A 26,256-nucleotide genomic window follows, 5' to 3' on the forward strand; every position below is an offset into this window, starting at 1 on the left:
TTTAGCGAGGCTTTGCCGTGGGGCCCGGCACAGCTGGTGTCGGGGCGGCAACCGTCTCCGGAGCGCATTCGCTTCCTAACGAAACGGAGCAACCCCTCATGAAGTCCGGACTAGCACGCAGGCTAGCCGCGGTGAGCGCCGGCACGGCCATGCTGGCGACGATGGCGACGGCCCTGATGGCCTCGCCCGCGGCCGCTGCGAGCGCATCCACCCAGACGGCCGCCACGGCCGTCGCCAAGCCGAGGCCCGCGGTCTCGGTCGGCACCCCCAAGGCGTCCCCCTCGAACTACAAGGGTGACTGCCCCGTCAACGTGACCTTCTCCTCGACCGTCAAGGTGAAGGCCGTTGCCTCCCGGACCACCGTCGCCTACCGCTGGCTGCGCGGCGACGGCTCCAAGAGCAAGGTCAAGACCCTTGTTCTGAAGGGCAAGGGCAACAAGTCGGTCACCGTCAAGGAGACCTCGAAGTTCAAGGGTGACGTCAAGGGCTGGCAGGCCCTGCAGGTCTTGGCCCCCAGGGGCGCGACCTCCAAGAAGGGAAGCTTCCGGGTTTCCTGTGGTGGTGGCGACGAGGGCGGCGGCAAGGAAGTCATCCAGGTCGGCGTCGGTGCCCGCGCGTGGGTCAACGAGGGCAACTGCCAGGCCACGCTGGTCGGCCGCATCACCGCCTCCAGCCCCACCTGGGTGCGGTACCGCTGGGTCGTCAACGGTGACGTCGTCGACCGTGACGTCGTCCGCGTCAGCAGCTCGACCAAGGTGTTCCACGTGATCAGGCCGCGTCACAGCCTCAGCGGCTGGGCCGTTCTGGAGATCGTGGACCCGGTTCAGAACTCCTCCAACCGCGTCGGCTTCAGGGTCTGGTGCAAGGACGAGTCGCCGAAGGTGACCGCGTCCGTCAGCGCTCCCGACTCCTACACCGGCACCTGCCCGGTCACCCGTAACTTCACCGGCACGATCTCGGTCTCCGAGGGTCGTGGCAGCGTCAAGTACCGCTGGATCCGTGACGGCGTCGCCGGTTCCTGGCAGGACGTCTACTTCGGTGGCCACGGCTACCAGTCCCGCACCGTGACCGACTCCTGGGGCGCCTCGGCCTCCGGGACGAGCAAGCGGGCGATCGAGCTCTACCGTGGTTCGACCACCGGCACCGTCGAGGGCAAGGTCACCTGCCAGGCCCCCGCTCCCGAGGTGAAGGTCTGGGTCGTGGGCGAGAGCGTCTCGGCCACGCAGACCGCGGGCGCCTGCCCCGCGGCCTCCCTGTCCGGCTCCGGCCAGATCTACGCCAGTGGCGCGACCACGCTCACCTACCGCTGGACCGTTGACGGCGTGACCGTCGAGTCCGGCCCGCTGGTCTTCACCGAGGCCGGCACCAAGACCGTGACCTTCACCAAGGCGACGAACGGCACCCACGGCGGCAGCGCGAAGCTGGCGATCGACGGGGCCGGCTCGCAGTCGGTGAACTTCAACGCGGTCTGCCAGGCCTGAGCGCGTGCCGGGGGAACCCTCCTGGCTCCGTGACGGCCCGCCCCACGTCTGACGCGGGGGCGGAAACGAGTTGAGAGAGCGGCGCTCGCCTCAGGCGGGCGCCGCTTTCGCGTGCCCGAGGTTAAGGGCGTGTTTCCTCCTGGCACGATCGAGGACATGACATTCGTTCCTCCAGGGTCCGGCTGGCCCGAAGACCCCGCCCTGCCGGACACTCCCGTCGCCCACGACCCCGCCCAGGTCGTACGGCTGGCGGCGGCGAGCCGTACGCTCGGTGAACTGACCGCCAGGCAGTCCGTCTGCCGGGCCTGCCCACGCCTGGTCGCCTGGCGGGAGGAGGTGGCGACGGTCAAACGGCGGGCCTTCGCGGAGGAGACCTACTGGGGCAGGCCCATCGCCGGGTGGGGGGAGGACAGGCCGGAGGTCCTCATCGTGGGGCTCGCCCCCGCGGCGCACGGCGGCAACCGCACCGGGAGGATCTTCACCGGTGACCGCAGCGGGGACTGGCTGTTCGCCTCGCTGTACCGGACGGGGCTCGCCGTACAGGAGACCAGCACGCGCGCCGGGGACGGGCAGCGGCTCGTCGGCGCCCGGATGCTGGCCTCGGTGCGCTGCGCCCCGCCGGGCAACAAGCCGGAGCCGGCCGAGCGTACGGCCTGCTTCCCCTGGCTGGCCAGGGAGATCGAACTGGTCGCCGACAGCGTCCGGGTGATCGTCGTGCTCGGGGGATTCGCCTGGCAGGCGATCTGGCCCGCGCTACGGGAGGCCGGGTACGTCCTGCCCTCCCGCAGGCCGCCCTTCGGACACGGCGCCGAGGTCGAGATCTCCCGTGGCGGGAAAACGGCCCGTCTTCTCGGGTGCTACCACCCGAGCCAGCAGAACACGTTCACCGGCCGGGTGACGGCCGAGATGCTCGACACCCTTCTGACCAGGGCAAACGTGTTACGGAGCTTGTGAACTCGATCACAAAGAGAAGATCGTCAAAACTTCGCTCTGAAATGTCCGTATTTTATCGCCGTTCTGGAAACTATGGCGAAAGTTACACAGGGGGTGCCTGGTCTGGTTTTCGAGGGAGACGTATGCTTGTGAAAGCTTTCACAAGGCATCGACCTAAGGATGGCGTCGAAGTGAACCGTACCGCCAAGCACATCGTGGTCGTCGGCGGAGGTTACGTCGGGCTCTACACCGTGCTGCGTCTGCAGCACACCCTTCGTAAGGAACTGCGCGACGGTAGCGTCCGGATCACCGTTCTCACCCCCGAATCCCACATGACCTACCAGCCGTTCCTTCCCGAGGCGGCGGCGGGAAACCTCTCGCCCCGGCACGTCGTCGTCCCGCTGCGGCGGGTGCTGTCGAAGGCGACGATCCTCAACGGCAAGGTCACCAAGGTCAACCACGCGGCCAAGACCGTGGCCTTCGAGCCGAACGTCGGCACCCCGCACGACATCGGCTACGACATCCTCGTCATGGCGGCGGGATCGGTCTCGCGCACGCTGCCCATCCCGGGTCTGGCCGACGCCGCGATCGGCTTCAAGACGGTCGGTGAGGCCATCGCGCTGCGCAACCGGGTGCTCGAACTCCTCGACCGCGCCGAGACCGACGAGGACGAGGCGCTGCGCCGCAGGGCGCTGACGTTCGTCGTGGTCGGCGGCGGCTTCGCGGGCGTCGAGGCGCTGGCCGAGCTTGAGGACATGGCCGTCGACGCCGTCCGCTACTACCGCAACGTCTCCCGCAAGGACATGCGCTGGGTCCTCGTCGAGGCGACGGATCGCATCCTGCCCGAGGTCGGCCCCGAGATGGGCAAGTGGACCGCCGAGCAGCTGCGTGAGCGCGGCATCGAGGTCAAGATGAACACCCGCCTCGACTCCTGCGAGGGCGGCCTGGTGAAGCTCTCCGACGGTGAGGAGTTCGAGGCGGCCACCATCGTCTGGACCGCGGGGGTAAAGCCCAGCCCCGTCGTCAACGCCGGGGACCTGCCCCTGGACGAGCGCGGCCGGATCAAGACCACCACCCGGCTGACCGTGGCCGGCGTCGAGGACGCCTTCTCGGCGGGCGACGTGGCCGGTGTGCCCGACGTGACCAGCCCCGGTCAGTACTGCGCGCCCAACGCCCAGCACGCCGTACGGCAGGCCAAGGTGCTGGCCGACAACATCACCCGGCACCTGCACGGCCAGCCGCTGGTCGACTACCGCCACAAGTACGTCGGCTCGGTCGCCGGGCTCGGCCTGCACAAGGGTGTCGCCAACGTCTACGGGATCAAGCTCCGTGGGCTGCTCGCCTGGTTCATGCACCGCACCTACCACCTGTCGCGGGTGCCGACCGTCAACCGCAAGGTCCGCGTGACGATGGACTGGACCCTCGCGCTGTTCTTCAAGCGGGAGACCGTCTCGCTCGGCGAGATCGAGGCGCCCCGTGAGGAGTTCCGCAGCGCGGCCAGGACCTGACGGCCACCCGGCGGTCACCCGAAGGTGGCCGCCGTCCGTCGCGAGCCCCTTCCCGGTCCGTTCCGGGAGGGGGCTCGCGCGTTCACGCCGTACGGCCGGGACTGGGGGCGGTCTCGGAGATCGGAACGCTGTGGCATGGTTTGTGTGACGCCTGATACAAAGTTGTGCTCCTCTGATGAGTGGTCAGTTACGTATGATTACGGCGTCCCCGTAGCCCAATGGCAGAGGCAAACCCCTTAAAAGGGTTCGAGTGAGGGTTCGAGTCCCTCCGGGGGCACTCGTAGTGATCCGCGAAGTTCGGCCCGTGACCAGGAAAAATCGGTCACGGGCCGCTCTGTTGTGTGGGAAAACCCCGAGTCGGGGCGTTTCGTGTTGTCCCGTCGTTTGCGCGCCGATCGTATGTGGTCCTGTCGGCCAAATTATGGCGCGGAAATCCCGGTCTTCCAGATCGGCCGGATGTCGTGATCTGTTCAGGGCGTTTTCGGGCGCCGTTGCGGTGCCGTACGGCGTCTCATATAGTCGGTTCCTGATATCAGGAGGCGACTATGGCTCGAAGTGTGGACAACCCTCTGGCCCTGGGAGTGCTGGGGCTGCTGCTCGAAAGGCCCATGCACCCCTACGAGATGGTCGTCGTGCTGCGGGAACGCGGCAAGGACGCCAGCGTCCGGATCAACCGGGGCTCGCTCTACGACGTGGTCACGGCCCTTGAGGGGGAGGGGTGGATCGTCGAGAAGGCCAGGGTCCAGGAGGGCAACAGACCGGCTCGCACGGTCTACGCGATCACCGAGGCGGGCAGGGACGCCTTCGTACGTCGGCTCGACGAGCAGATCCGCGTTCCCCGGCGCGAATATCCCCTCTTCCTCACCGCCGTCGCCTACCTCGGCGCCCTCGGCCCCGAGCGCGCGTGGGCGGCGCTGCTGGAGCGGGCCGAACGGCTGCGCGCCGCCATGGCCGAGGACCGGCGGGCCCTCGACGACGCGCTGGCCTCGGGACAGGTGCCCCGCCTGTTCGTCATCGAGGCCGAATACGCCCTGCACATGACCCGTGGCGAACTCGACTGGGTCACCGGCACCGCGGAGGAGATCCGCACAGGAAGCCTGACCTGGCCCGACGACCGAAAGGACCTCACATGACATCGGACGGCCTTCTCTTCGGGATCTACCCCGGCGGAGCGGCCGGCGACGAGAACGGCGGCGTGCTCCAGGGGCCTCCGGACGACCCGAGACGGATCACCGAGGCGCTCACCCGCCTGCGGCCTGACGGCGGGCCCTTCCTGGTCCGCGGCTACGTCAGCTTCGCCGATCCCGGAGACGTCTACCCGCAGGCCCCCGAGCGCGTCGAACGGTACGCCACCGACGGGCGCGCACTCGACCTGGTCGCGCAGTACCGCTCCCACAGCGGCGACGTCGCGGGCTACGTCGCCTTCGTTCGCGACCTCGTCCGCCGTCACGGGACGCGTGTCGCGACCCTCCAGGTGACGGAGGAGCCGAACCTGCCACTGTACGACGGAGGCCACCCCCGGGTGCTCGAAGCCCTCGTCGAGGGCGTCGTCGCGGCCAAGGAGGAGGCGCGCCTGCTGGGCCTGGACCACCTCAGGGTCGGGTTCAACACCACGCCCCTTTTCGGCCCCGCCGAGGGCTTCGTCGCCGCGCTCACCGCCGACGGCGGACGGCGCTTCGTCGAGGCCGTCGACTACGTCGGCCTCGACTTCTTCCCCGACGTCTTCCAGCCCGCCCCGGCGGACGGCCTGGCGGAGGCCGTCGCGGGACTGCTCGGCCACCACCGCGACCGGTGCCTCACCCCGGCGGGCATCGACGAGTCGGTCCCCCTGTGGATCACCGAGAACGGCTGGCCGACCGGTCCTGCCCGGAGTCCACAGCGACAGGCCGAGGTCCTGGAGACGATCGTCACGGTGATCGCGGACCACCGCACTCGGCTCAACATCGGCGGCTACACCCATTTCGCCCTGCGGGATGCCGACAGTGCGAAACCCGGTCTGTTCCACCGGTTCGGCCTTCTCGGTGACGACTACCGGCCTAAACCCGCGTTCGACACTTATCGGCGACTCGTCGAGCGCTTCGGTTGATGGAGCGGAACACGCTTTCGACGGTGCACGGTTGTTTTCCCCGCTGTGACCGTGTCGTTTTCCTTACCGGAGACACCGGGTGGGGAAAACAACGCGACAAATCCACGGGCGGCCGGTTTCCGGAAGCGACCGGCCGATTCCGGGAAGCGTTTCCCGCCCTCGCTCCGGTCGTTTCCATTGACCCACCGGCCCCTTCCCGGGCCTCCCGGCGGGGGAGGGGGCCTGGCGTGGACCCGGCGGGCGGGCCATGATGCCTCCGTAGGGCCGGGAACCCGGCGCTGCGGCCGTTCGTTGGAATCCTCGGCGGTAGCCGTACGGTCACTTGACCCTAAAACGGACAACAACACGATACGGCCGTGTGACAACCGATCTATACGCCGATCGCGTAGGTCGCAGCGTGGAGGCTAGCGATGGAAAGCAAGAATCCTGTGTTCAGCAGGCAGGCGCCCGGGAGCCAGCAGGCCTGGGGCACCCCGACCCCCGAGCAGCTCAGGGGAATGTATGACGCGCCCTCCTACGCGCCGCCCGCGCAACGGAGGATGACCATCGACGACGTGGTCGTGCGCGGTTTCATCACCTTGGGCACGCTGGTCGTCTCCGCCGCGCTCGCCTGGGCGCTCAACCTCGGAAGACCCGCACTGATCATCGGCGTGCTCGCCGGTCTGGTGCTCGCGTTGATCGTCTCGTTCAGGCAGAGCACCAACCCGGTGCTGATCCTCGGCTACGCGGTCTCCTACGGCGTCGCCATCGGTGTGATCAGCCACGCCTACAACGACCTGTACAACGGTGTCGTCTTCCAGGCGGTCGTCGGTACGGCACTGGCCTTCGGCGCCATGCTGGCGGTCTACACGCTGCGCATCGTCCGGGTGACGCCGAAGTTCACCAAGTTCGTCGTGGCGGCCTTGATCAGCCTCATGGGTCTCATGCTCGTCAACTGGCTGGCGACCTTCTTCATCGAGGACGGCATCGGCATCCGCTCCGGCGGCCCGCTGTCCTACGTCTTCAGCATCGCGGCGATCCTGGTCGGCTGCTTCTTCCTGCTCCTCGACTTCGACTCGGTCGAGCAGGGCATCCGCGCCGGAGCCCCCGCGAAGTACTCCTGGCTGATGGCCTTCGGCCTGACGGTCACCCTGGTCTGGATCTACCTGGAGATCCTCCGCTTCGTCAGCTACTTCACCAGTAATGACTAGCTGCCCGACCACCACGAACACCCCGCGCCACCCCCGGTGACGCGGGGTGTTCGCTTTCCACCCCCACTTACCCCCGACGCCGTGAGAGAGAACTTCACCGACGCCAAGCGTGAGGGCTTTGCCTGTGCCTTACCGGCCCTCAGCGTGAGGAGTGTCCGGCTTGGGCGCGTCGGTGCTTGGACTGAGGAACGCAGGAGCGAAGCGACGGAGTGACGAGGGAAAGCACCGACGCGCCCAAGCCCGCGACGCCGCCAGGCGGCGCAAAGGGACACAGCCCGCGTCACCGAAGGTGACGCAAAGAGACGACAAGGCGACGAAGAATGATGGATGGGCAGGTCCGCAGGGCTTGCTATCTGGGGACACGTGAGGCACTGTCAAGCAAAGGAGCCTATCCGTGGAGGTGCCCATGTCGTTGAGCCACTCACTGGAGACGCAGAGCAAGCTGATCGCTAGAGTCACGGATATCACCGGCCGCGCACTCCCAGAGTGGTTCCAAGCCATCGACAACGGCCCGTCCTTCCTGCGCTGCGAGGAGCGGGCCAACTGGCTCGCCCAGGAGCACGGGCTGTCCCACGGCTACGCCGCCGCCATCGTGCGTGAGCACGAACGTCGCCGCCACAGCCGTCGTATGTAAGTTATCCGTCTTCCGTGAGCCCGCGCCTCCCATCGGGGGGTGCGGGCTTCTGTGTGCCCGGTCCATGATGGGGATCATGGATCTCGACAAGGCACGTGACTTCATCCGCGTCAACCATCGTGCGGTTCTGCTGACCAAGCACGCCGACGGACGTCCGCAGCTCTCCCCGGTGACGGTCGGGCTGGACGCCGAGGGGCGCGCGATCGTCAGTAGCAGGGAGACCGCCGCCAAGGTTCGCAACCTTCGCAGGGACCCGCGGGCCACGCTCTGCGTGATGAACGACTCCTTCTACGGTGACTGGATCCAGATCGAAGGGGAGACGGAGGTCCTCTCGTTGCCTGAGGCGATGGAACCGCTGGTCGGCTACTACCGGGACATCTCCGGCGAGCACCCCGACTGGGACGACTACCGGGCCGCCATGGAACGGGACCGGCGGGTCCTGCTGCGCGTCACCATCACCCGTGCGGGCCCCGACATCCACGGCTGAGACGCCGCCGCGCCGTACCCGCCCGTGTCGCAGGGTACGGCGCGGCGTTTCCCGGCTCAGCTGAGGCGTTCCAGGATCATGGCCATGCCCTGGCCACCGCCGACGCACATGGTCTCCAGGCCGATCGTCCTGTCGTGGAAGCGCAGGCTGTTGACCAGGGTCGAGGTGATGCGGGCTCCGGTCATGCCGAAGGGGTGTCCGACCGCGATGGCGCCGCCGTTGACGTTGAGCCGGTCGAGGTCGACGCCGAGGTCGCGGTAGGACGGGATGACCTGGGCCGCGAAGGCCTCGTTGATCTCGACGAGGTCCACGTCGCCGATGGCCATGCCCGCCCTGGACAGTGCCTGCCGGGAGGCCTCGACCGGCCCGAGCCCCATGATCTCGGGGGACAGGCCGGTCACACCGGTCGAGACGATCCTGGCCAGCGGGGTGATGCCCAGTTCCGCGGCCCTGACGTCGCTCATCACGATCACCGCGGCCGCGCCGTCGTTCAGCGGGCAGCAGTTTCCCGCCGTGACGGTCCCGTCGGGCCGGAAGACCGGCTTGAGCTGGGAGACGGCCTCGTAGGTCGTCCCCTGGCGGGGGCCGTCGTCCCTGGTCACCACGGTGCCGTCCGGCAGGGTCACCGGGGTGATGTCGCTCTCCCAGAAGCCGTTGGCGATGGCCTCCTCGGCGAGGTTCTGCGACCGGACACCGAACTCGTCCTGTTCCCGGCGCGAGACGCCCCTGAGCGCGGCGACGTTCTCCGCGGTCTGGCCCATGGCGATGTAGGCGTCGGGCAGCTCGCCGTCCTCACGGGGGTCGTGCCAGACCTCGCCACCGCCTTCGGCGGCCCGCGCCGTACGGCTGCGCGCCTCGGCGAACAGTTCGTTCTCGGTCTCGGGCAGCGAGTCGGAGTTGCCCTTGACGAACCGGGAGACGCACTCGACGCCCGCCGAGACGAAGACGTCGCCCTCGCCCGCCCTGATCGCGTGCAGGGCCATCCTCGTGGTCTGCAGGGACGACGAGCAGTAGCGGGTGACGGTCGTGCCGGGCACGCCGTCGAGTCCGAGCAGGGTGGCGACCACCCGGCCCATGTTGAACCCCTGCTCGCCGCCGGGCAGACCGCAGCCCAGCATCAGGTCGTCGATGGTCGTGGGGTCGAGCTGGGGCACCTTGGCCAGGGCGGCCCTGACGATCTGGACGGTCAGGTCGTCAGGGCGGATGTCCTTGAGCGATCCCTTGAAGGCGCGTCCGATGGGCGAGCGCGCGGTCGCGACGATGACTGCCTCGGGCATGGGGCTCTCCTGGGTTGTCGGGCACTCCTGAGCGGAGGCTACTCCCCGGTAGGGCGAAGGTCGCGAGTGGGGCGGCCCGGAACAGAACTTTGTACGGGGGCGTCAGCCGTACATGCCGGGGGCGGTCGGGGTGCCGTCCTTGACGCCGTGCAGCCCGCCCAGCTCGTCGCGCCATATCCGCCAGCCCCCCTGGCTGCCGGTGAACCACGCGGGCGGAGCCTCGGAGCCGTTCGTCCTCTTGCCGCTGGCCAGGTCGAACTCGCACAGGGAGGCCACCGGGTAGAAACCCGCCGCCTGGTGCTTCAGGGGGAGCGGCCTGGGGTCGGTGACGCAGAAGGACCAGCCGCGTTGGTCCCTGATCTCGGTGCCGCGGCCCGTGGCCAGGTCGAAGGCGCTGCCCTGCCGGCCGTGCTTGAGGAAGCCGAGGGTGTCCATCCGGTCGGGGAAGGCCAGCCACCAGCCGGAACCGGGGATCTGGGCCGCGGAGATCTGACCCAGGACCCGCCCGTTGCTCGCGTCGAGCCTGGCGAACCCGCCGTACTGGCCCCGTGGGTCGACGGGGCGCACGACGGGGGCCAGGCCGGGGCTGCCGCTGGGGTAGACCCGCACCACGGAGGGACGCAGCCAGTTGACCGTGCCGTCGGTGAGCTTGACGGAGAACAGGCCGAAGGCGGAGACCCGTTTCTTCGAGGGACCGGTGTAGGGGGCGACGTAGCCGACGAGGTCGTCGGCCGTCGAGCCGAAGGCCCACCCGCCGGACAGGTCGACCCCGGGGCCGAGCGCCTCCTCGACGGGCAGCCGCCACGGACGCCTGCCCGAGGCCAGGTCGTAGGCCTCAAGGACGGGGTGACGGGCCATGCGCAGGAGCACGGCGTGGGAGGCGCCGGACCACTCGACCTCGGCGATGCCGGGCAACTGCCACATCGGCTTGCCGGTCTCCGGGGCCAGCACGGACATCCGGGCCTTGGACAGGGCGGTGTCCTCGGAGACGCACACGAACGCCCCGCAGCGCTGCGGCCCGAAGGTCGAGTGCAGCGGGCGTGTCCACAGCCGGTTGCCGGTGCGCGCGTCACGGCCGACAAGGGCGGCGTTCCAACGGCCCTGGCGGACAGGGTCGACCGTGACCGCGACGAGCCGTCCGCCGGAGGACTGGACGATCGCCGGGGCGGGGACGCCCATGCCCGGCAGCCGACCGGCCATGGTCGCGGGGTGCGCCCACAGCTTTCTGCCCGTGGCCAGATCGAGGGCGACCGTCTCCAGCGTGCCGTCCGCCCTCATGGAGGTCGTCATGGCGACACCCGCGGCCGAGGTGGTACGGCTCACCGCGTTCACTTCGCCGTTGTGCCAGGTCGGATGGGCGGGAACGGCCGCCTCGCTGCCGGAACAGCCGGTCAGGGCGAGCACTCCGGCGAGGACCGCAGCCTTCTTCACGTGGGGCCGGATCACGGGCATTGCACTCCAAAAAGGCGAGACGTAACGGCCTCACCGCGGAGAGTGACCGTGGTCAGGCGTCGTTGGGCAGCACCCCGTGCCTCCGGCGGAGCAGTGTCGCCCACCGTCCGTGGGGTCCGGTTACTCGGCCGGCGACGCGAGTCGCGGAGACTTCGGCGCCGGGTTCCTCCGCGGCCTTGGCCGCCACGAGGTAGATCGACCCACCGCGTTCGGAGCGCGGCTCCGGCCACAGTCCAAGCGCGGTGCACACAGACGGTAGCACCGCGTAAGCAACCTGTAGATAACCTTGAACAGATGGGTGGAAACGATCGGGTCCGAACATCTCGTCCGGGTTTGCGGAGAATTCACCGCCAAGCAGGTCGGCGAAGGCGACCGTACGGGCACCCGCCTCGACCACGGCCACGGTCTGCGCCGCGGCGAGCTGACGGCTCCAGCGCCGGGTCACCCAGCGCAGCGGCTGCGCGATCGGCCTGACCGTCCCCAGGTCGGGGCAGGTGCCGACGACGACCTCCGCCCCCGCCTCACGCAGCCGCCGCACCGCCTTCTGCAGGTGCCGCACGGCGTGGGTGGGCTTGGTCTGGGTGGTGACGTCGTTCGCGCCGACGAAGATCACCGCGATCTCGGGGGAGGCTTCGAGCGCCAGGTCGGTCTGGTCGTCCAGATCCGCCGAGACCGCGCCGGACCTGCCGACCACGGTCAGCCGTACCGGACGCTCGGCCACCGCGGCCAGCCCCGTGGCGATCAACACGCCCGGGGTCTGCGCCGCCTCGGAGGTGCCCAGACCGACCGAGGTCGAATCACCCAGCATGACCATCCGGACCGGCTCACCGGCGAAGTCACCGTAAACCCCGTCGGAGGGCGGCCCCTCCATGCCGTGCGGGCGGCCGACGATGCGCCGGGCCAGCAGGGCCTCACCCATCAGCAGGCCGTACGTGACCGCGCCGAGCGCGGTGAGCCCTCCTCCGCCGACGGCCGCGGCGGCGGCGATACGACGGGCGGCCCGAGCCGCCCCCGGTGTCCAGATCACCTGGCGTTGCCCCTTCGGTACCCCACGACGGGTAGCGTTGCCTTGAACCTAGCCGAGAGTCCCACCAACCCCCTTGGGGGCACGGCGTTCAGCACAACAAGCCGACCTGGCTCTGTATTTCGAGGTGATCGTCGCGATGCGTGTGTATGACTCGCTTGTGGAACTGATGGGAAACACGCCGCTTGTCCGGCTGCGGAAGGTGACCGCCGGGGTGTCCGCCCAGGTGCTCGCCAAGGTGGAGTACTTCAACCCCGGCGGCTCGGTGAAGGACCGGATCGCGGTGCGCATGATCGACGCGGCGGAGCGGTCGGGCGCGCTGGTGCCCGGCGGCACGATCGTCGAACCCACCTCGGGCAACACCGGCATCGGCCTGGCCATGGTGGCGCAGCAGCGCGGCTACCGCTGCCTGTTCGTCGTGCCGGACAAGGTCGCCCAGGACAAGATCGCGGTACTGCGCGCCTACGGGGCCGAGGTCGTGGTCTGCCCGACGGCGGTCTCCCCGGACCACCCGGACTCCTACTACTCGGTCTCCGACCGGCTGGCCAGGGAGACGCCGAACGCCTGGAAGCCCGACCAGTACTCCAACCCCGGAAACCCCGAGAGCCACTACCACTCGACCGGGCCGGAGATCTGGGAGCAGACGGAGGGGCGGATCACCCACTTCGTCGCGGGCATCGGCACCGGCGGCACGATCAGCGGCACCGGACGCTACCTCAAGGAGGTCTCCGGCGGCCGGGTCAAGATCATCGGAGCCGACCCCGAGGGGTCCGTCTACTCGGGCGGCACCGGCAGGCCGTACCTCGTTGAGGGCGTCGGAGAGGACATCTGGCCCTCCACCTACGACACCACGATCTGCGACGAGGTCATCGCGGTCTCCGACAAGGACTCCTTCGGCATGACGCGCCGTCTGGCCCGTGAGGAGGCGCTCCTGGTCGGCGGCTCCTGCGGGATGGCGACGGTCGCGGCGCTGCGGGCCGCCAGGCAGGCCGGCCCCGAGGACGTGGTCGTCGTGCTGCTGCCCGACGGCGGCCGGGGCTACCTGTCGAAGATCTTCAACGACGAGTGGATGGCCGACTACGGCTTCCTGACCACCTCCTCGGAGGAGGGCCTGGTCAGGGACGTGCTGGTCCGCAAGGGCGCGGGCATGCCCGAGTTCGTGCACACCCACCCGCACGAGTCGGTCGACACGGCCATCGCGATCATGCGGGAGTACGGCGTCTCGCAGCTGCCGGTGATGAAGGAGGAGCCGCCGGTCATGGCCGCCGAGGTCGTGGGCTCGATCGTGGAACGCGACCTGCTCGAAGCCCTCTACCGGGGCCGCGTACGGCCGACCGACCCGCTGGCCGAGCACATGTCCCAGCCCCTGCCCATGATCGGCGCGGGAGAGCCGGTCTCCATCGCGATAGAGGCCCTGGAGAAGGCCGACGCCGCCGTGGTCCTGGACGACGGCAAGCCCGTTGGCCTGGTGACCCGCCAGGACCTGCTGGCGTTCCTGGTCAACAACTAGTCGTGCTCCCCTTCCCCTCGCGGCGCCTTCGACGCCGCGAGGGCCTGGACGCCGCAGGTCCATGCCCCCTCGGTCCGGGCTGTGGGTGATCATCAGGCCGTCGTCGCAGGTCGGACCGGCTTCCGCGACGGACCCGCAGCCCGTCACGATGTGGTGGGCTCGCCGGTGAGGCGATCCTGGTTGTCGGCGGCCCACTGCGCGAGGTACGCCAGAGGGCCGTTCGCGAACGATTCGCCCAGTGCGGAGAGCCGGTAGACCGTGCCTGTGGGCGCTGACGCCTGGTTGGCGCCGTCGTCCCTCACGACGAGCCCGCGAGCTCGCAGGCGCCGCGGCGTCCGGGTCAGGACCTTGTCGCTGGCTCCAGCGAGCCTCGTGAGCAGTTCCCTGCGCCGTGCCGATCCCATGCGCAGGGCCGAGATCACGACGGGGTCCCACACGTGGCCGACCAGTTCGGCCGCTGCGCGCACCTGGCAGTCGGAGACGAACGTCCGACAGGGCCCGTCCAGCACGAGGACCCGGGTCGGGGTCGTCGGAGGAAAACGGCTCCGTTGAGAACCTTCGCCACCGTTTCGTAGTCGAACAGAGCATGATGAAGACGATGATCGGGGCATCGCTCCTCGCCGGTTCACTGCTGGTCGTCGGCACCACCGTGGCCGACGCCCAGACGAGGCCCACGCTGGGCCCCTACGGTTACGGTGCCGTCAAGCTCGGTATGACCGTCACGCAGGCCAAGAAGACAGGGGGCGTCGTCAAGAAGCTGTCCGGCGACGGCGGCTGCTCCGGCTGGGACCTGAAGGACTTCCCCACTCCCAAGGACTCGGTCGGCGTCTTCATCTCGCCGAAGGTGGGACTGGCCGCCATCTTCGCCGCGAAGGGCATGAGGACTCCGGAAGGCGTCGGGATCGGCTCCACCGCCAAGCAGATGAAGACCGCCTATCCGCACATCAGGAAAGACGTCCACGACTTTTATGTGATCACGGTTCCCGGAAACAAGAAGGCCTACTACACCTTCGGCGTCACGCGCGGCAAGGTCACCGAGTACGGCATCGCGCTCAACAAGCAGGACTGTTTCAACTGAGCGGCGTGACGTCGCGGGCCGAGGCGGAGGGACGCCCAGCCCGCTGTCGGCGCCGTGGGGTGAAGCCCTGGACGCTCCCTCGCCGTCACAGGTGATCGAGGTCAGCCGAAGGCTGCGCGAAGGGGCGCGGCCTTCGGCGCCGCTAGGCGCCGCCAAGGGACACGGGAAAGCCCGCCACCACTTCCCAGGCCCCCGTGTAGGTGTGGCCCGCGGTCAGGCGGCCGCCCAGGGCCTCCACGCGTTCGGACATGCCGACCAGACCGAATCCGCCGCCGAGGCGGGAGATCTTGGCGTCGGTCGCCGAACCGTAGTTGCGTACGCGCAGCCACACCCAGTGTGTTCCCTGGTGCTGCTCCCTCCTGGGAGGGCCGGGGGAAGGCCCGGCGGAGGGCCCGTTTGGGGGGCCGCCGAGCCGTAGGTCGGCCTCGACCCAGCCGGTGCCCGGGGCGTGCCTGCGCACGTTGGTGAGGGCTTCCTGCAGGACCCGGTGGAGGGTGGTCAGCACCTCGGGGGCCATGGTCTCGTCGTTGATGCCCTGGCCGATGTCGAAGGCGACCTGGGGGCCGCCCGCGGAGAACCGTTCGACCAGGGTGCGCATGTCCATGAGCGTGCTGCCGGGGGAGCGGGCGGCCCCGTCCTGGGCGCGCAGCACGCTGACCAGGCGGCGCATGGAGGTCAGCGCGTCGGCGCCCGCCCCGGCTATCGCGTCGAGCGCGGGGACGACGGCCTCGGGCTTGTGCTCGGCCACGATCTTGGCGGCCTGGGCCTGGACGACGATTCCGGTGATGTGGTGGGCGACCAGGTCGTGCAGTTCCCTGGCGAGTTCGAGGCGTTCGGCGCGCCGTACCGAGTTGACGGCCTCCTTGCGGCGTTCGAGCTGGAAGCGCAGGTAGGCGCCCACCCCGGCGGCGATCGACCAGCCGACGAAGACGAGGAAGCCGACGGCCAGGGACGGGGTGTCCTCGCGCAGCCGTCCGGCGGCGCTCTCCAGTACGACGACGGACGCGATGGAGAACATCGCGGCCCTGCTGATGGGTTCGATCCAGCGCAGGCCCGCGATGGTGAGGATCAGCAGTGACCCGGTCTCGGCGAAGGAGGGCAGCCCGCTGACGTGGCTGGAGCCGATGATCAGGGTGGTGACGAACGACGCGACGAGCAGGGTGGCGTATCCGCTGATCCTGTGGGTACGGCGCAGCAGCACCGCCAGGACGCCGATGGCGCCGCAGACCGGGCCGAGCCAGACCACGGGGTTGTCGGGGCGGGTGAGCACGACCATCACGTCGAGCAGCAACAGCAGGGTGAGCCAGCCGATCAGAGCGATCTCGCTGAGCCGTTGGATCCAGTAGACGATGCGATGTGTCTCCCCCACGGCCACTGAGCCTAAGACTCTTGGCCAAATCGGACATCAGCCATTCGGTGGAGCGGCCTCATGGGGAACCGGTCCTTCAGCGGAGGCGCCCGCCGGGGTCCGCGGCCGATGCTTGAGGAGTTGAAGGGGGGACGGAGATGACCGTCATCGGAGTCCTGGTACTGATCGTTGGGTTCGTGGTCGCGCTGGCTCTGGCGCTCGCGGACCCGGTGGTTCTCTCGCGCATCAACGGCCAGGGCGGCGAGGGCGCCAGCGGCCGTCACATCAAGGTGCCGCCGGTCGAGGCGGGGGGTGAGGTCGTGTGGCTGCCGGGGCGTCACACGGCCGGCAGCGGGCACCGGGCCGCCTGACGGCGAATCCGCCGAAGGGGCTTCGCGGTGTGCCCGTGGCGGCTCCACCTGGGGGTACGGCCAGGCGGACCGGGTCGTCGGGGGACGGTCCGGCACGCCTGGCCGGGTGGACGCGACATGTGCCCGCCCGGGTGCGAGTAGCGTTGCCCTATGACTGAAGGATTCGAAACTCTGGCCATCCACGCAGGTCAGGAGCCGGACCCGTATACGGGGGCCGTCGTTCCGCCGATCTACGCGGTGTCCACGTACAAGCAGGACGGTGTCGGCGGTCTGCGCGCCGGATACGAGTACAGCCGTTCGGCCAACCCGACCAGGACCGCCCTTGAGGAGGCCGTCGCCGCGGTCGAGGGCGGCGCGCGAGGTCTTGCCTTCGCCTCCGGTCTGGCGGCCGAGGACACGCTGCTGCGCACGGTGTGCAGGCCGAGTGACCACGTTCTCATCCCGAACGACGCCTACGGCGGCACCTACCGGCTGTTCTCCAAGGTGAACCGGCCGTGGGACCTGCACTACGACCCGGTGGCCCTGGGCGACCTCGACGCGGTCGCCGCCGCCATGACGCCGAAGACCAGGATCGTCTGGGTCGAGACGCCGACGAACCCGCTGCTCGGCATCGCCGACATCGCGGCGCTGGCCGAGCTGGCCCACGACAACGGCGCGCTGCTCGTGGTGGACAACACCTTCGCCTCGCCGTACCTGCAGCAGCCGCTGGCGCTCGGCGCGGACGTCGTCGTCCACTCGACCACGAAGTATGTCGGCGGGCACTCCGACGTGGTCGGCGGCGCGCTCGTCACGGCCGACGCCGAACTGGGCGAAAGGCTCGCCTTCCACCAGAACGCCATGGGCGCGGTCGCCGGGCCGTTCGACGCGTGGCTGACGCTGCGGGGGCTCAAGACGCTCGCGGTGCGGATGGAACGGCACTGCGACAACGCCGAGCGGGTCGCCGACCTGCTGCTCGCCCACCCGAGGGTCTCCTCGGTGCTCTATCCCGGTCTGCCGGACCACCCGGGGCACGAGACCGCGGCCAAGCAGATGCGGCGCTTCGGGGGCATGGTCTCGTTCCGGGTCGCGGGGGGCGAGGCGGAGGCGGTCGAGATCTGCAACCGGACCAAGCTCTTCACGCTCGGTGAGTCCCTGGGCGGTGTCGAGTCGCTGATCGAGCACCCGGGGCGGATGACACACGCCTCGGCGGCCGGGTCGCCGCTTGAGGTGCCCGCGGACCTGGTCCGCCTGTCCGTCGGCATCGAGTCGGTCGACGACCTGCTCGCCGATCTCAGCCGGGCGCTGGGCTGAGGCCGGGCGCTGGGCTGAGGCTGAACGGCTGGGTCGAGGCCGGGCCGGGCGTGCCCCTTCCGCCCGGCTTCGTGTGCTCTGCCGCCTGTTCCCGTGCGCTCCGGTGAACCGCCCCGGCACGGGAAAAGGGGAATGGCAGTGAATCGGAAACTCCCTGCCGGAAAAGGCGCTTTTTCATGGTGTTCCGGAAAAGATCCTTTCCTGGCTGACGGCCGGGCGGAGATGATCTCGTGCCCGCCGTCTTCCGGGTCGGCCGTCTCCGCCGCCGTCAGAGGTCTCCAGCCCGTCCTCAGGCGGGGCTGCCCCAGACCATCAGCACCAGGATGACCAGCCAGATCAGGGCGATCACCCCGGAGAAGGCGGCGATCCGCCCGCGCTGGGCCTTCGCGTCGTCGGTCGAGGGCTCGGCGCTGAGCAGTTTGATGGCGGAGGCCTGGTCGCGGTCCACGATGACCAGGAGGACCGCGGCGACGATGAACAGCGTCATGGAGACCGACAGGTAGGGCCTGCCGAGATACTCGCGGCCGAGCAGCAGGCCGGCGACGAAGACGCCGATCGCGCCGATGGCGTAGATCCGGGTGGTCCTGTGCAGGTAGCGCAGGACGCTGAGGTCCCTGGAGCGGATGAACTTCGGTGTGGACATCGTCACCGCGGTGAGCGGTCCGAGCGTGAAGATCGCGAAGCCGATGTGCAGCCAGAGCAGCAGTTGGGTCATGAACCAGACATTAGCCCTCGGTGATCTCGGTCAGGGAAGGCACGCCCTGGGAAGCCGGCGGCCGCGGTCCTGGATCACACAGGGTCAGAGGGCGGGGCTTCAGGGAGGGGCTCAGGTCGGGAGCGGGGGCTCCGCCGGAACCGGCGCCCCAAGTTTGCGGACAGAACATCACAATTTGGATAATCCGCATTTATGGTGATGTGCGATGGTAGATCTTCTTATTAATGCGCTAAGCATCCCATTGAAGTGAGTAGGATCACCGGTGGGTTCGCTCTTGGGCGCCGAGGCCGTCGGCAACGAGATCACGGCCGTGCCGGGCGAGCAGTCAACCAGATCATGCACGACGGCACAAGGGAGTGCCCCCTGTGGGTGTGAGACATGTGGAGCCGTACACCGAGGAGTGGCGCAGCCAGCCGTCCTCCTACGTGAGCCGCGTCGTCGAGGCGCTGGGCGTCCAGGCCACCGGCTGGTGGGCGGGGCCCTGCGACCCGAGGGCCGCCACGATCCTGCTGACCGGCGGCGACGCCCTGGTGTGGGACGAGGAGAGCGGCTGGTGCCGGGGCCGCTACGTGTCCGGCGACCGTGAGCGCTGCACCGTCCTGGCCGACCCCCGCTATCTCGGCGGAGGCCTGCTGCCCAGCCCCGAACGGGTTCCCGCCGCGGTCGAGGACGCCCGCGCCGGAGTCGGCAACAGTACGGCCTGGCGGCCCTGCTACCGGTCGTACCGCCACTACCACGACGGCTTCGACCTCGCGCTCAACCACTACCTCGCCTACGCCGACGCCTGACAGGCCCTTCGAGGAGGGTTCAGCGCTTCCTGCGGACCCGCAGGAAGTCGCTGACGACGTACTCGCCGAGCCGGTCGGCGTTGGAGGAGAAGACCCGGCCGCCGTTGCGCCTGGCCACCTCGTTCACGAAGTCCCTCAGCCGCTCGTCGTCGGCGAGCATGAAGACGTTGAGCGTCGCCCTGCGCCGGGTCATCTTGTCCACCTCGGCCAGCGTCAGGTCGAGCGTCTCGCGCGTCGGCGGCCACTCGAAGGCGGCCGAGCCGTTGCGCCGCAGGTGGGCGGTCGGCTCACCGTCGGTGACCACGAGCACGACCGGCTCGAAGTCCGGATGGCGGTCCAGGTGGCGGCCCGCGATCAGCAGCGCGTGGTGCAGGTTGGTGCCCTGGACCATGTCCCATTCGAGCCCGGCCAGCTCGTCGGGCTGCAGGACCCGGGCGTAGTTGGAGAAGCCGATGATCTGCACCGAGTCCTGGGGGAACTTCGAGGCGACCAGCGCCTGCAGGGCCATCGCGGTCTGCTTGGCCGCCGCCCAGGTGCCGCGCAACGCCATCGAGTAGGACAGGTCGACCAGCAGGCACACCGCGGCCGCGGTGCGCCGCTCGGTCTCGGCCACCTCGAAGTCGTCGACCGAGAGGGTCACCGTCCCCGCCGCTCCGCCGCGCCGTACGCCGTTGACGACCGTGCGGACCACGTCGATGGGCTGCTCGTCGCCGAAGCGCCACGGCCGGGTCGAGCCGGTCAGCTCCCCGGCGGAGCCCGCGTCCACCTGGTCGTGGTCGCCCCTGCGACCGGAGTCGAGGGAGGCGAAGACGCGGCGTAGGGCGGTCTCCCCGAGGCGGCGCACCGCCTTGGGGGTGAGTTCGAGCTTGCCGCGCTGGCGGCGCAGGTATCCCTGCCGTTCGAGCTCTCGTTCGATCCGCTTGAGCGCGTCCAGGTCGTCGACGGCGGAACGGCCGAGGGCGCGGCGGACGGCCGCCTCGTCGATGTCGTCGAGGCGGGCGCCCGGGTAGTCCTGGCGCAGCGCGGCCTCAAGCTGGGTGAGGTCGGCCAGCTCCTCAAGGGCGTTGACCGCGTCGCCCATCCCCAGGGGGTCCTCGCCGGAGAGTCGTTCGGGGGTGTTCCAGGCCAGGTCGGGCCGGCGGGCGTAGAGGGAGTCGCCGAGGCGGCGCATCTGCTCGCCGAGCCCGGCCTGGTCGAGCGTCTGGTCGATCAGGCGGCTGAGCTCCTCGCGTTGGCGGGGGGTGAGCGAGGCCATCAGGCGCTGGGTGGCGGCGGCCCTGCGGGCGAGGAGGTCGACCAGCTCCTCCAGGTTCCGCGGCGCCTCCGGAAACATGTCTCCATATTTCGACATGAAGGCGTCGAAGTCTTCCGGGGTGTGTTCGCCCCGCGCGTCCCGGTCCAGCATGTCGTTCAGCGCCGACATCATCTGCCTGACCCGCTCCATCGCGGCCGGATCGGGGTTGGCCAGCGCCTCGCGCATCCCGCGGAACTGGCTGTCGAGCACCTCCCTGCGCAGCAGGTCGCGCAGTTCCTCGAAGGTCTGACGCGCGGCGGCCGAACGCCACTGGTAACCGCTCAGCTCCTGGATCGCGCCGGCCGCGTCGGAGGGCAGGCCGTCCAGCTCCGCCTCACGCAGTCTGGCGTCGTCGGACGGGTCGGGGAACAGCTCCGCGCGCTCCTGGCCGATCGCCTTGTCCAGCAGCGCCCTGGCCTGTTCGAGTGTCCCGTCGAGACGACCGCGCTCGCGCAGCTCACGCCTGCGCCGCCGTACCTCGCGGAGCAGGTCGTCTAGGCCGCGGCGGTCGTCCGCCCCCGGCAGGCCCTGCTTGAGCAGGTCACGCAGGGCGTGGGACGGGTTGGCCCCGGCCAGCACGGAGTCGCCCATCTGGTCGAGCGCCGAACGCACGTCGTACGGCGGCGCGAGCGGGTCGGGCCCTTCCCGGTACTCGCCATAGCGATAGCTCATCGAACGCCCTCCAACACGCGCCGCCGGGCCTCAGGTGCGGTAGACCGTCGTGCCGTCAACCTCGTCCTTGGACAGACGCCGCAGGAGATACAGGCCCTCAAGGGCGAACTCAAGGGCCGCCGCGGCGTGCCCGGGGGACTCGTCACCGATGCCGAGCCCCGACATGATCTTGGCGAGACCCGGCACGGGGCCGATCCCGCGCAGCAGGTCCGCGGCGGGGACCATGGCCCCCGACTCCACCTGGGTGCCCTCGGAGAACCGTTCGAGCAGCGGGGCCAGGTCGAGGCCGCCGATGGTGCCCCGGAAGGTCTCCGCGACGGCCCTGCGCAGCAGGTGGGACAGGACCTCGGTCTCCCGGCCCTCCTCGCTGACCTCGAACTCCACCTTGCCCCGCAGGGTGTGCACGATGCCCGGCAGGTCGGCGACCCGGGTCACCGCGCGCTCCTCGCCGGTCAGCGCCGCCCGCCGTACGGCTGAGGCGGCGGCGGTCTCGGCGGCGGCGATGGAGAAACGGGCCGAGACCCCGGAGCGCGCGTCGACCGCGGTCGACTCACGGACCAGGCGGGTGAAGCGGGCGATCACCTCGACCAGGTGGTCGGGCAGGTCGGCTCCCACCTGGTCGAGCGCGGCCTCCTGGCGGATGAGCCGGAGCTCGGTCTCGACGGACAGGGGGTAGTGGGTGCGGATCTCGGCGCCGAAGCGGTCCTTCAGCGGGGTGATGATCCGGCCCCGGTTGGTGTAGTCCTCCGGGTTGGCGCTGGCGATCAGCAGGATGTCCAGCGGCAGGCGCAGGTTGTATCCCCTGACCTGGATGTCGCGCTCCTCAAGCACGTTGAGCAGCGAGACCTGGATCCGCTCGGCCAGGTCGGGCAGCTCGTTGACCGAGAAGACACCCCGGTTGCTGCGGGGGACCAGGCCGTAGTGGACGGTCTCCGGATCGCCGAGCGTGCGCCCCTCGGCGATCTTGATGGGGTCGATGTCACCGATCAGGTCGCCGACGGAGGTGTCCGGGGTGGCGAGCTTCTCGCCGTAACGCTCGTCCCTGTGCCGCCAGGCGACCGGAAGCTCCTCGCCCGCCTCGTCGGCGAGCCTGCGGCAGCGGGCGCAGGAGGGGGCGTAGGGGTGGTCGTTGATCTCACAGCCGTCGACGACCGGCGTCCACTCGTCGAGGAGACCGGTCACCGTGCGGATGAGCCGGGTCTTGCCCTGCCCCCGCTCGCCGAGCAGGACCAGGTCGTGCCCGGCCAGCAGGGCTGTCTCCAGGTGTGGCAGGACGGTCTCGTCGAAACCCACGATGCCGGGGAACCTCGGCTGCCCGGCCCGTAGCCGGGCCAGCAGGTTCTCGCGGATCTCGGCCTTTACCGTGCGGTGGACATGGCCGCTCGCGCGAAGATCGCGCAGAGTACGTGGCTCTGGGATTTGAGGCACGAGATTGAGCCTACGTCCCCGAAGCCGAAACCGGGACTGTTATCCCGCTTTCGGATCTTGGACATCGTGTGCCGTCCGGCGCGCGTGCATGTCCTCACAGTGGGGAGAATCGCTGCAAGGCAAGGCTTCGGACAAGAAGGGGAGGTGAGACGAGTGGCGCTGTTGACGAGCTGCTTCTCCGACGGTCTCGCCGTGGGCTCCGACCTGGTCATGGCGGCGGAGACCGCCGTGCGCCAGGCCATCTCCGGCCTGACCGGGCCGCCTCACCTGGTCTGTTTCTTCATCTGCGGCGACGACCCCGACGAGGTCGCCCAGGCGGGGCTGCGCGCCATGCGGATGACACCGGAGGCGGCGGTGATCGGCTGCAGCGCGACGGGCGTGATCGGCGACGGCCGGGGTGTGGAGGTCACCCCCGCGGTGAGCGCCTGGGCCGCGACCCTCGACGGAGCCCGGCTGACGACCTTCGCCCTGGACACCCTCAGGGCCGATGACCGTTTCGTGGTCGTCGGCCTGCCGGAACCCCAGGCCGACGACCACGCGGCCATCCTTTTCGCCGACCCCTACAGCTTTCCGACCGACGGCTTCGTCGAACGTTCCGACGAGGTCCTCGGTGACCTGCCGCTGATCGGCGGCCTGGCCAACGCGCTCAGGGGCAGGGGAGCCGTACGGCTGTTCGCCGACGGCGAGGTCTACACCGAGGGAGCGGTCGGCGTCCTGCTCGGCGGAGCCGTCGATGTCAGGACCGTGGTCAGCCAGGGCTGCCGTCCGATCGGCCCGACGATGGCCGTCACCGGGGTCGAGGACAACCTCCTGCTCGAACTCGCGGGCCAGCCCGCCCTGGCCAGGCTTGAGGAGGTGGTCAGCGCGCTTGACGAGGACGAACGGGAGCTGGTCGCCTCAGGACTGCAGATCGGCGTCGCCATGGACGAGTACGCAGAACGGCACGAGCACGGCGACTTCCTCATCCGGGGGGTGCTCGGCATCGACCCGGAACGGGAGGCCGTCGCCATCGGGGACGTCGTCGAGATCGGCCGTACGGTGCGCTTCCAGGTGCGTGACGCCGCGACCGCCGACGAGGACCTCTACGAGCTGCTCGACGCCCACCGCGAGGAGTTCGGCGGAGTGGACGGCGCGCTGCTGTTCTCCTGCAACGGCAGGGGGTCGGCCATGTTCGGCAGCGCCGACCACGACGCCGTCGCGGTCAGGGAGACCCTCGGCCCGATCGGCGTCGCCGGGTTCTTCGCCGCGGGCGAGGTCGGCCCCGTCGGGGGCCACAACCACGTGCACGGTTTCACCGCCTCCGTCCTGGTCTTCTCCTCACGCCCCGGCGGCGACAGACCGTATGATCGCTAGATGTCCGGATCGGTGCTCGCCGTCGACATCGGCGGGACGAAGTTCGCCGTCGCCCTGGTCGGCAGTGAGGCCGGCGGCGAGGGCGAGGTCCTCAGGACCCGCAGGACGGCGACACCCCCGGGTGGCGACGCCCAGACGCTGTGGAGGACGCTCGACTCCCTGATCGACGCGCTGCTCACGGAACCGGCCGAGGTCGTGGGTGTCGGGGTCGGCTGCGGCGGCCCGATGAACTGGCCGGAGGGCGAGGTCTCGCCGATCAACATGCCCGGCTGGCGTGACTTCCCGCTCAGGGCGCGGCTGGCGGAGCGCTTCCCCGGCGTGCCGGTGCGCGTGCACAACGACGCCGTCTGCCTGGCCGTCGCGGAACACTGGCGGGGTGCGGGCCGGGGCAGCGCCAACATGCTCGGCATGGTCGTCTCGACGGGAGTGGGCGGCGGGCTCGTCCTGGACGGCCGGTTGATCAACGGCGGCAGCGGCAACGCCGGGCACGTCGGGCACGTCGTGGTCGAACCCGGCGGGCCGGTCTGCGGGTGCGGGGCCAGGGGCTGCCTTGAGGCCGTCGCGCGGGGCCCGGCCCTGGCCGCCTGGGCGCTGGGACGCGGCTGGCAGCCGGGCGCCGCCGTACGGGAGGCGCCCGGTCAGGGGGAGGCCGTGCCGTACGTGGAGGCGGCGACGGCGAGCGGGCGGCAGCTCGCCCTGGACGCCGCGGCGGGCGACCGGCTGGCACTGGCTGCGATGGAACGGGCGGGACGGGCCCTCGGCCTGGCCGTCGCCGCCGCCGTCAACCTCTGCGACCTCGACCTCGTCACCGTCGGCGGCGGCCTCTCCCAGGCCGGACGCCTGCTGTTCGACCCGCTTGAGGCCGCGCTCGGCGAGCACACCCGGATGGGCTTCGCCCGCCGCGCCAGGGTGGTGCCCGCCGCCCTCGGCCAGGACGCGGGCCTGGTGGGCGCCGCCGCCCTCATCCTCGCCGCCTCCCACTACTGGCCCCGCTAACCGACCTTGAGCTGCTCGTCTCCGAAGTCGGCGATCAACCGGACGGTTGCGACGGTTGTGTCCCCGGTACGGCGGGGCCGTACCGGGGAGGGGGTCAGGGGGTCTTCCAGAGCCTGACCTCGGGGTTCCTGGGGGAGGGGCGGTTGAGCAGGGGGGAGGGGACCCCACGCAGGTGCAGGTCGAAGAAGGCCCGCACGTAGGAACGGGTGATCGGCACCGCCCTGGCGGCGGGGAGCGCGCCCGGAGGCGTGCCGAACTGCTCGATCAGCACCGGGTAGTCGGTGAACGACTCGTGCTCGGCGCCGGTGACCGTCGCCCAGCGCTTCCAGCCGGTCAGCCGGGGCCAGTTGTCCCGCCAGGACGTCTCCTCGTCGGGACCGCCGGGAAGGAACGACCCCTCGGTGCCGAACAACATGAAAGGCCTGGCCAGGCCGCTCTCCGGGAGCGGGACGATGAACGAGCCGTCCATGACGAGGCCCGCGTCGATCCTGGGGTCGTCGACCATGGCCTGGGCCGCGCTGTTGCCGCCGATGGAGTGGCCCGCCATGCCGATCCTCGACGCGTCGATCAGGCCGGGCGGCCCCCACGCGGGACGGGCGCCGGTCAGCCTGCCGATGAGGAAGGACACGTCGGCCGAGCGGATCGCCGGGACGAGGCCGGGGGAGTCCTCGATCTCGCAGGCCGCGCAGGTGACGGTGGTGCCGTCGGGCAGGGTGGTCGCCATCGCCTCGTACGGGTGCCCGACCGTGGCGACCGCGTAGCCCCGGCTGGCCAGCTCCTCACTGAGCGTGGTGAGCGAGGAGCGCGGCAGGCCGAACCCCGGTGAGAGGACCACCAGGGGCAGCCCCGAACGCAAGGGCCGCGCCCCGGTCCTGGCGTTCGTCCTGATCCTGTTCAGCAGGTCCGGCGGGGGGCCCTCGACGCCCAGCCCGGCCAGCAGCAGCGCCGACTCGGCGGGGGTCACGTACCGCGTCCTGACGCCGGTCTTGGCGCGGGCCGGGTAGCGGAGCGTGACCATCAGCTCGCGCCGCCGCCCCGGTTCCCACGGGTCGGCGCGGGAGGAGTCGACCAGGTGCAGGTCGACGGCGCCGACCGGGTGGGGGCCCGTCGGCTTCGGCAGGACGGGGACCGTGAACCGGGCGGCGCTCACCGACGCGGACACCGACACGGGAGCGGAGGAGGGAGCGGCATGGGCAGGGGCGGCGACCACGGCCACGGTGACGCAGGCCGCCAGCCCTCTCACGAGAACTTTGATCATTCGACGAACCTAATTCCGGCTTTTCCCGCGGGCGTGGGGCCGCGCGACAAAGGTTGCCGGTCCCGCGTCGTCCCCGGCGCCAA

Annotated in this window: 24 protein-coding genes and 1 tRNA gene; 16 read left to right on the forward strand and 9 right to left on the reverse strand. The window is 70.1% G+C overall.

The genetic code is table 11. The features are described from left to right. Positions 1-131 precede the first annotated feature (131 nt). From ACIBVQ_RS14270 to ACIBVQ_RS14310, 9 genes are all read left to right on the forward strand, one after another. Positions 132-1,481, forward strand: a complete 1,350-nt coding sequence (locus ACIBVQ_RS14270; RefSeq protein ID WP_352013889.1) for a hypothetical protein — start codon at positions 132-134, stop codon at positions 1,479-1,481. A gap of 156 nt (positions 1,482-1,637) precedes the next feature. Next, a complete protein-coding gene (locus tag ACIBVQ_RS14275) occupies positions 1,638-2,435 on the forward strand; it encodes a uracil-DNA glycosylase (protein WP_352013888.1) in 798 nt (265 codons plus the stop codon). Positions 2,436-2,605: 170 nt separating this feature from the next. Next, positions 2,606-3,922 carry an NAD(P)/FAD-dependent oxidoreductase gene (locus tag ACIBVQ_RS14280; protein ID WP_390038485.1) on the forward strand — a complete coding sequence of 439 codons (1,317 nt, stop codon included), beginning with the start codon at positions 2,606-2,608 and terminating at the stop codon, positions 3,920-3,922. A gap of 204 nt (positions 3,923-4,126) precedes the next feature. Beyond that, positions 4,127-4,199, forward strand: a tRNA-Leu gene (locus tag ACIBVQ_RS14285). A 268-nt stretch (positions 4,200-4,467) separates the two neighbouring features. Then, entirely contained in the window at positions 4,468-5,055 is a 588-nt protein-coding gene (locus ACIBVQ_RS14290) for a helix-turn-helix transcriptional regulator (RefSeq protein WP_399177783.1), read from the forward strand. Continuing rightward, entirely contained in the window at positions 5,052-6,008 is a 957-nt protein-coding gene (locus tag ACIBVQ_RS14295) for a hypothetical protein (RefSeq protein ID WP_399177784.1), read from the forward strand. Before ACIBVQ_RS14290 ends, ACIBVQ_RS14295 begins: the two co-directional genes overlap by 4 nt. 410 nt (positions 6,009-6,418) lie before the next feature. Further along, the gene (locus tag ACIBVQ_RS14300; protein WP_352013884.1) at positions 6,419-7,198 is read left to right on the forward strand and encodes a Bax inhibitor-1/YccA family protein; all 780 of its coding nucleotides are present in this window, start codon (positions 6,419-6,421) and stop codon (positions 7,196-7,198) included. Positions 7,199-7,604: 406 nt separating this feature from the next. Next, positions 7,605-7,832 (forward strand): DUF4287 domain-containing protein, encoded by a 228-nt coding sequence (locus tag ACIBVQ_RS14305; RefSeq protein ID WP_352013939.1) that lies wholly within the window; start codon positions 7,605-7,607, stop codon positions 7,830-7,832. 76 nt (positions 7,833-7,908) lie between these two features. Next, on the forward strand, positions 7,909-8,319 hold the full coding sequence (locus tag ACIBVQ_RS14310) for a PPOX class F420-dependent oxidoreductase (RefSeq protein ID WP_362776762.1): 411 nt from the start codon (positions 7,909-7,911) through the stop codon (positions 8,317-8,319). Positions 8,320-8,375: 56 nt separating this feature from the next. Here the strand turns inward: ACIBVQ_RS14310 and ACIBVQ_RS14315 are convergent, their stop codons facing one another. From ACIBVQ_RS14315 to ACIBVQ_RS14325, 3 genes are all read right to left on the reverse strand, one after another. After that, positions 8,376-9,596, reverse strand: a complete 1,221-nt coding sequence (locus ACIBVQ_RS14315; protein WP_362776759.1) for an acetyl-CoA C-acetyltransferase — start codon at positions 9,594-9,596, stop codon at positions 8,376-8,378. A 102-nt stretch (positions 9,597-9,698) separates the two neighbouring features. Next, positions 9,699-11,027 (reverse strand): PQQ-binding-like beta-propeller repeat protein, encoded by a 1,329-nt coding sequence (locus ACIBVQ_RS14320; RefSeq protein ID WP_362776756.1) that lies wholly within the window; start codon positions 11,025-11,027, stop codon positions 9,699-9,701. A gap of 73 nt (positions 11,028-11,100) precedes the next feature. After that, on the reverse strand, positions 11,101-12,075 hold the full coding sequence (locus ACIBVQ_RS14325; protein ID WP_399177788.1) for an SGNH/GDSL hydrolase family protein: 975 nt from the start codon (positions 12,073-12,075) through the stop codon (positions 11,101-11,103). A 136-nt stretch (positions 12,076-12,211) separates the two neighbouring features. On the opposite strand from ACIBVQ_RS14325, the gene ACIBVQ_RS14330 reads away from it, so the two are divergent. Then, a complete protein-coding gene (locus ACIBVQ_RS14330) occupies positions 12,212-13,582 on the forward strand; it encodes a cystathionine beta-synthase (protein WP_399177790.1) in 1,371 nt (456 codons plus the stop codon). 143 nt (positions 13,583-13,725) lie between these two features. On the opposite strand, the gene ACIBVQ_RS14335 is transcribed toward ACIBVQ_RS14330, so the two are convergent. Beyond that, complete coding sequence (locus ACIBVQ_RS14335) at positions 13,726-14,091, reverse strand: winged helix-turn-helix transcriptional regulator (RefSeq protein WP_399177792.1); 366 nt, start codon at positions 14,089-14,091, stop codon at positions 13,726-13,728. Positions 14,092-14,180: 89 nt separating this feature from the next. On the opposite strand from ACIBVQ_RS14335, the gene ACIBVQ_RS14340 reads away from it, so the two are divergent. Continuing rightward, positions 14,181-14,660: a hypothetical protein gene (locus tag ACIBVQ_RS14340; RefSeq protein WP_352013877.1), complete on the forward strand. Its 480-nt coding sequence runs from the start codon at positions 14,181-14,183 to the stop codon at positions 14,658-14,660. Between the two features lie 142 nt (positions 14,661-14,802). On the opposite strand, the gene ACIBVQ_RS14345 is transcribed toward ACIBVQ_RS14340, so the two are convergent. Continuing rightward, positions 14,803-16,029 carry a histidine kinase gene (locus tag ACIBVQ_RS14345; RefSeq protein ID WP_362776749.1) on the reverse strand — a complete coding sequence of 409 codons (1,227 nt, stop codon included), beginning with the start codon at positions 16,027-16,029 and terminating at the stop codon, positions 14,803-14,805. A gap of 137 nt (positions 16,030-16,166) precedes the next feature. Between ACIBVQ_RS14345 and ACIBVQ_RS14350 the strand changes: the two genes are divergently transcribed. Further along, the gene (locus tag ACIBVQ_RS14350; protein ID WP_352013875.1) at positions 16,167-16,379 is read left to right on the forward strand and encodes a hypothetical protein; all 213 of its coding nucleotides are present in this window, start codon (positions 16,167-16,169) and stop codon (positions 16,377-16,379) included. A 150-nt stretch (positions 16,380-16,529) separates the two neighbouring features. Beyond that, positions 16,530-17,669: a cystathionine gamma-synthase gene (locus ACIBVQ_RS14355; RefSeq protein ID WP_352013874.1), complete on the forward strand. Its 1,140-nt coding sequence runs from the start codon at positions 16,530-16,532 to the stop codon at positions 17,667-17,669. A 289-nt stretch (positions 17,670-17,958) separates the two neighbouring features. Here the strand turns inward: ACIBVQ_RS14355 and ACIBVQ_RS14360 are convergent, their stop codons facing one another. Then, positions 17,959-18,384 (reverse strand): hypothetical protein, encoded by a 426-nt coding sequence (locus ACIBVQ_RS14360; RefSeq protein WP_362776743.1) that lies wholly within the window; start codon positions 18,382-18,384, stop codon positions 17,959-17,961. A gap of 365 nt (positions 18,385-18,749) precedes the next feature. Between ACIBVQ_RS14360 and ACIBVQ_RS14365 the strand changes: the two genes are divergently transcribed. After that, a complete protein-coding gene (locus ACIBVQ_RS14365; RefSeq protein WP_352013872.1) occupies positions 18,750-19,172 on the forward strand; it encodes a DUF6292 family protein in 423 nt (140 codons plus the stop codon). Between the two features lie 19 nt (positions 19,173-19,191). On the opposite strand, the gene ACIBVQ_RS14370 is transcribed toward ACIBVQ_RS14365, so the two are convergent. Further along, a complete protein-coding gene (locus ACIBVQ_RS14370) occupies positions 19,192-21,138 on the reverse strand; it encodes a VWA domain-containing protein (RefSeq protein ID WP_399177796.1) in 1,947 nt (648 codons plus the stop codon). A 30-nt stretch (positions 21,139-21,168) separates the two neighbouring features. Continuing rightward, positions 21,169-22,566 carry a sigma 54-interacting transcriptional regulator gene (locus ACIBVQ_RS14375; RefSeq protein WP_352013870.1) on the reverse strand — a complete coding sequence of 466 codons (1,398 nt, stop codon included), beginning with the start codon at positions 22,564-22,566 and terminating at the stop codon, positions 21,169-21,171. Between the two features lie 210 nt (positions 22,567-22,776). On the opposite strand from ACIBVQ_RS14375, the gene ACIBVQ_RS14380 reads away from it, so the two are divergent. Further along, complete coding sequence (locus ACIBVQ_RS14380; protein WP_399178033.1) at positions 22,777-23,919, forward strand: FIST N-terminal domain-containing protein; 1,143 nt, start codon at positions 22,777-22,779, stop codon at positions 23,917-23,919. Further along, positions 23,920-24,915 carry an ROK family protein gene (locus ACIBVQ_RS14385; RefSeq protein ID WP_399177798.1) on the forward strand — a complete coding sequence of 332 codons (996 nt, stop codon included), beginning with the start codon at positions 23,920-23,922 and terminating at the stop codon, positions 24,913-24,915. 94 nt (positions 24,916-25,009) lie between these two features. Here the strand turns inward: ACIBVQ_RS14385 and ACIBVQ_RS14390 are convergent, their stop codons facing one another. Then, positions 25,010-26,173: an alpha/beta hydrolase gene (locus tag ACIBVQ_RS14390; protein WP_362914052.1), complete on the reverse strand. Its 1,164-nt coding sequence runs from the start codon at positions 26,171-26,173 to the stop codon at positions 25,010-25,012. Positions 26,174-26,256: the final 83 nt, after the last annotated feature.

Source organism: Streptosporangium sp. NPDC049376 (assembly GCF_044466505.1).
Lineage (GTDB): Bacteria > Actinomycetota > Actinomycetes > Streptosporangiales > Streptosporangiaceae > Streptosporangium.

Bases quoted from the DNA above. Each gene is read 5' to 3' on its own strand.
- ACIBVQ_RS14360 (WP_362776743.1), bottom strand. From the start codon at position 18,384: ATGACCCAACTGCTGCTCTGGCTGCACATCGGCTTCGCGATCTTCACG.
- ACIBVQ_RS14390 (WP_362914052.1), bottom strand. From the start codon at position 26,173: ATGATCAAAGTTCTCGTGAGAGGGCTGGCGGCCTGCGTCACCGTGGCC.
- ACIBVQ_RS14350 (WP_352013875.1), top strand. From the start codon at position 16,167: ATGACCGTCATCGGAGTCCTGGTACTGATCGTTGGGTTCGTGGTCGCG.
- ACIBVQ_RS14290 (WP_399177783.1), top strand. From the start codon at position 4,468: ATGGCTCGAAGTGTGGACAACCCTCTGGCCCTGGGAGTGCTGGGGCTG.
- ACIBVQ_RS14295 (WP_399177784.1), top strand. From the start codon at position 5,052: ATGACATCGGACGGCCTTCTCTTCGGGATCTACCCCGGCGGAGCGGCC.
- ACIBVQ_RS14380 (WP_399178033.1), top strand. From the start codon at position 22,777: ATGGCGGCGGAGACCGCCGTGCGCCAGGCCATCTCCGGCCTGACCGGG.
- ACIBVQ_RS14340 (WP_352013877.1), top strand. From the start codon at position 14,181: ATGATCGGGGCATCGCTCCTCGCCGGTTCACTGCTGGTCGTCGGCACC.
- ACIBVQ_RS14275 (WP_352013888.1), top strand. From the start codon at position 1,638: ATGACATTCGTTCCTCCAGGGTCCGGCTGGCCCGAAGACCCCGCCCTG.
- ACIBVQ_RS14300 (WP_352013884.1), top strand. From the start codon at position 6,419: ATGGAAAGCAAGAATCCTGTGTTCAGCAGGCAGGCGCCCGGGAGCCAG.
- ACIBVQ_RS14330 (WP_399177790.1), top strand. From the start codon at position 12,212: ATGCGTGTGTATGACTCGCTTGTGGAACTGATGGGAAACACGCCGCTT.
- ACIBVQ_RS14370 (WP_399177796.1), bottom strand. From the start codon at position 21,138: ATGAGCTATCGCTATGGCGAGTACCGGGAAGGGCCCGACCCGCTCGCG.
- ACIBVQ_RS14315 (WP_362776759.1), bottom strand. From the start codon at position 9,596: ATGCCCGAGGCAGTCATCGTCGCGACCGCGCGCTCGCCCATCGGACGC.
- ACIBVQ_RS14310 (WP_362776762.1), top strand. From the start codon at position 7,909: ATGGATCTCGACAAGGCACGTGACTTCATCCGCGTCAACCATCGTGCG.
- ACIBVQ_RS14385 (WP_399177798.1), top strand. From the start codon at position 23,920: ATGTCCGGATCGGTGCTCGCCGTCGACATCGGCGGGACGAAGTTCGCC.
- ACIBVQ_RS14305 (WP_352013939.1), top strand. From the start codon at position 7,605: ATGTCGTTGAGCCACTCACTGGAGACGCAGAGCAAGCTGATCGCTAGA.
- ACIBVQ_RS14355 (WP_352013874.1), top strand. From the start codon at position 16,530: ATGACTGAAGGATTCGAAACTCTGGCCATCCACGCAGGTCAGGAGCCG.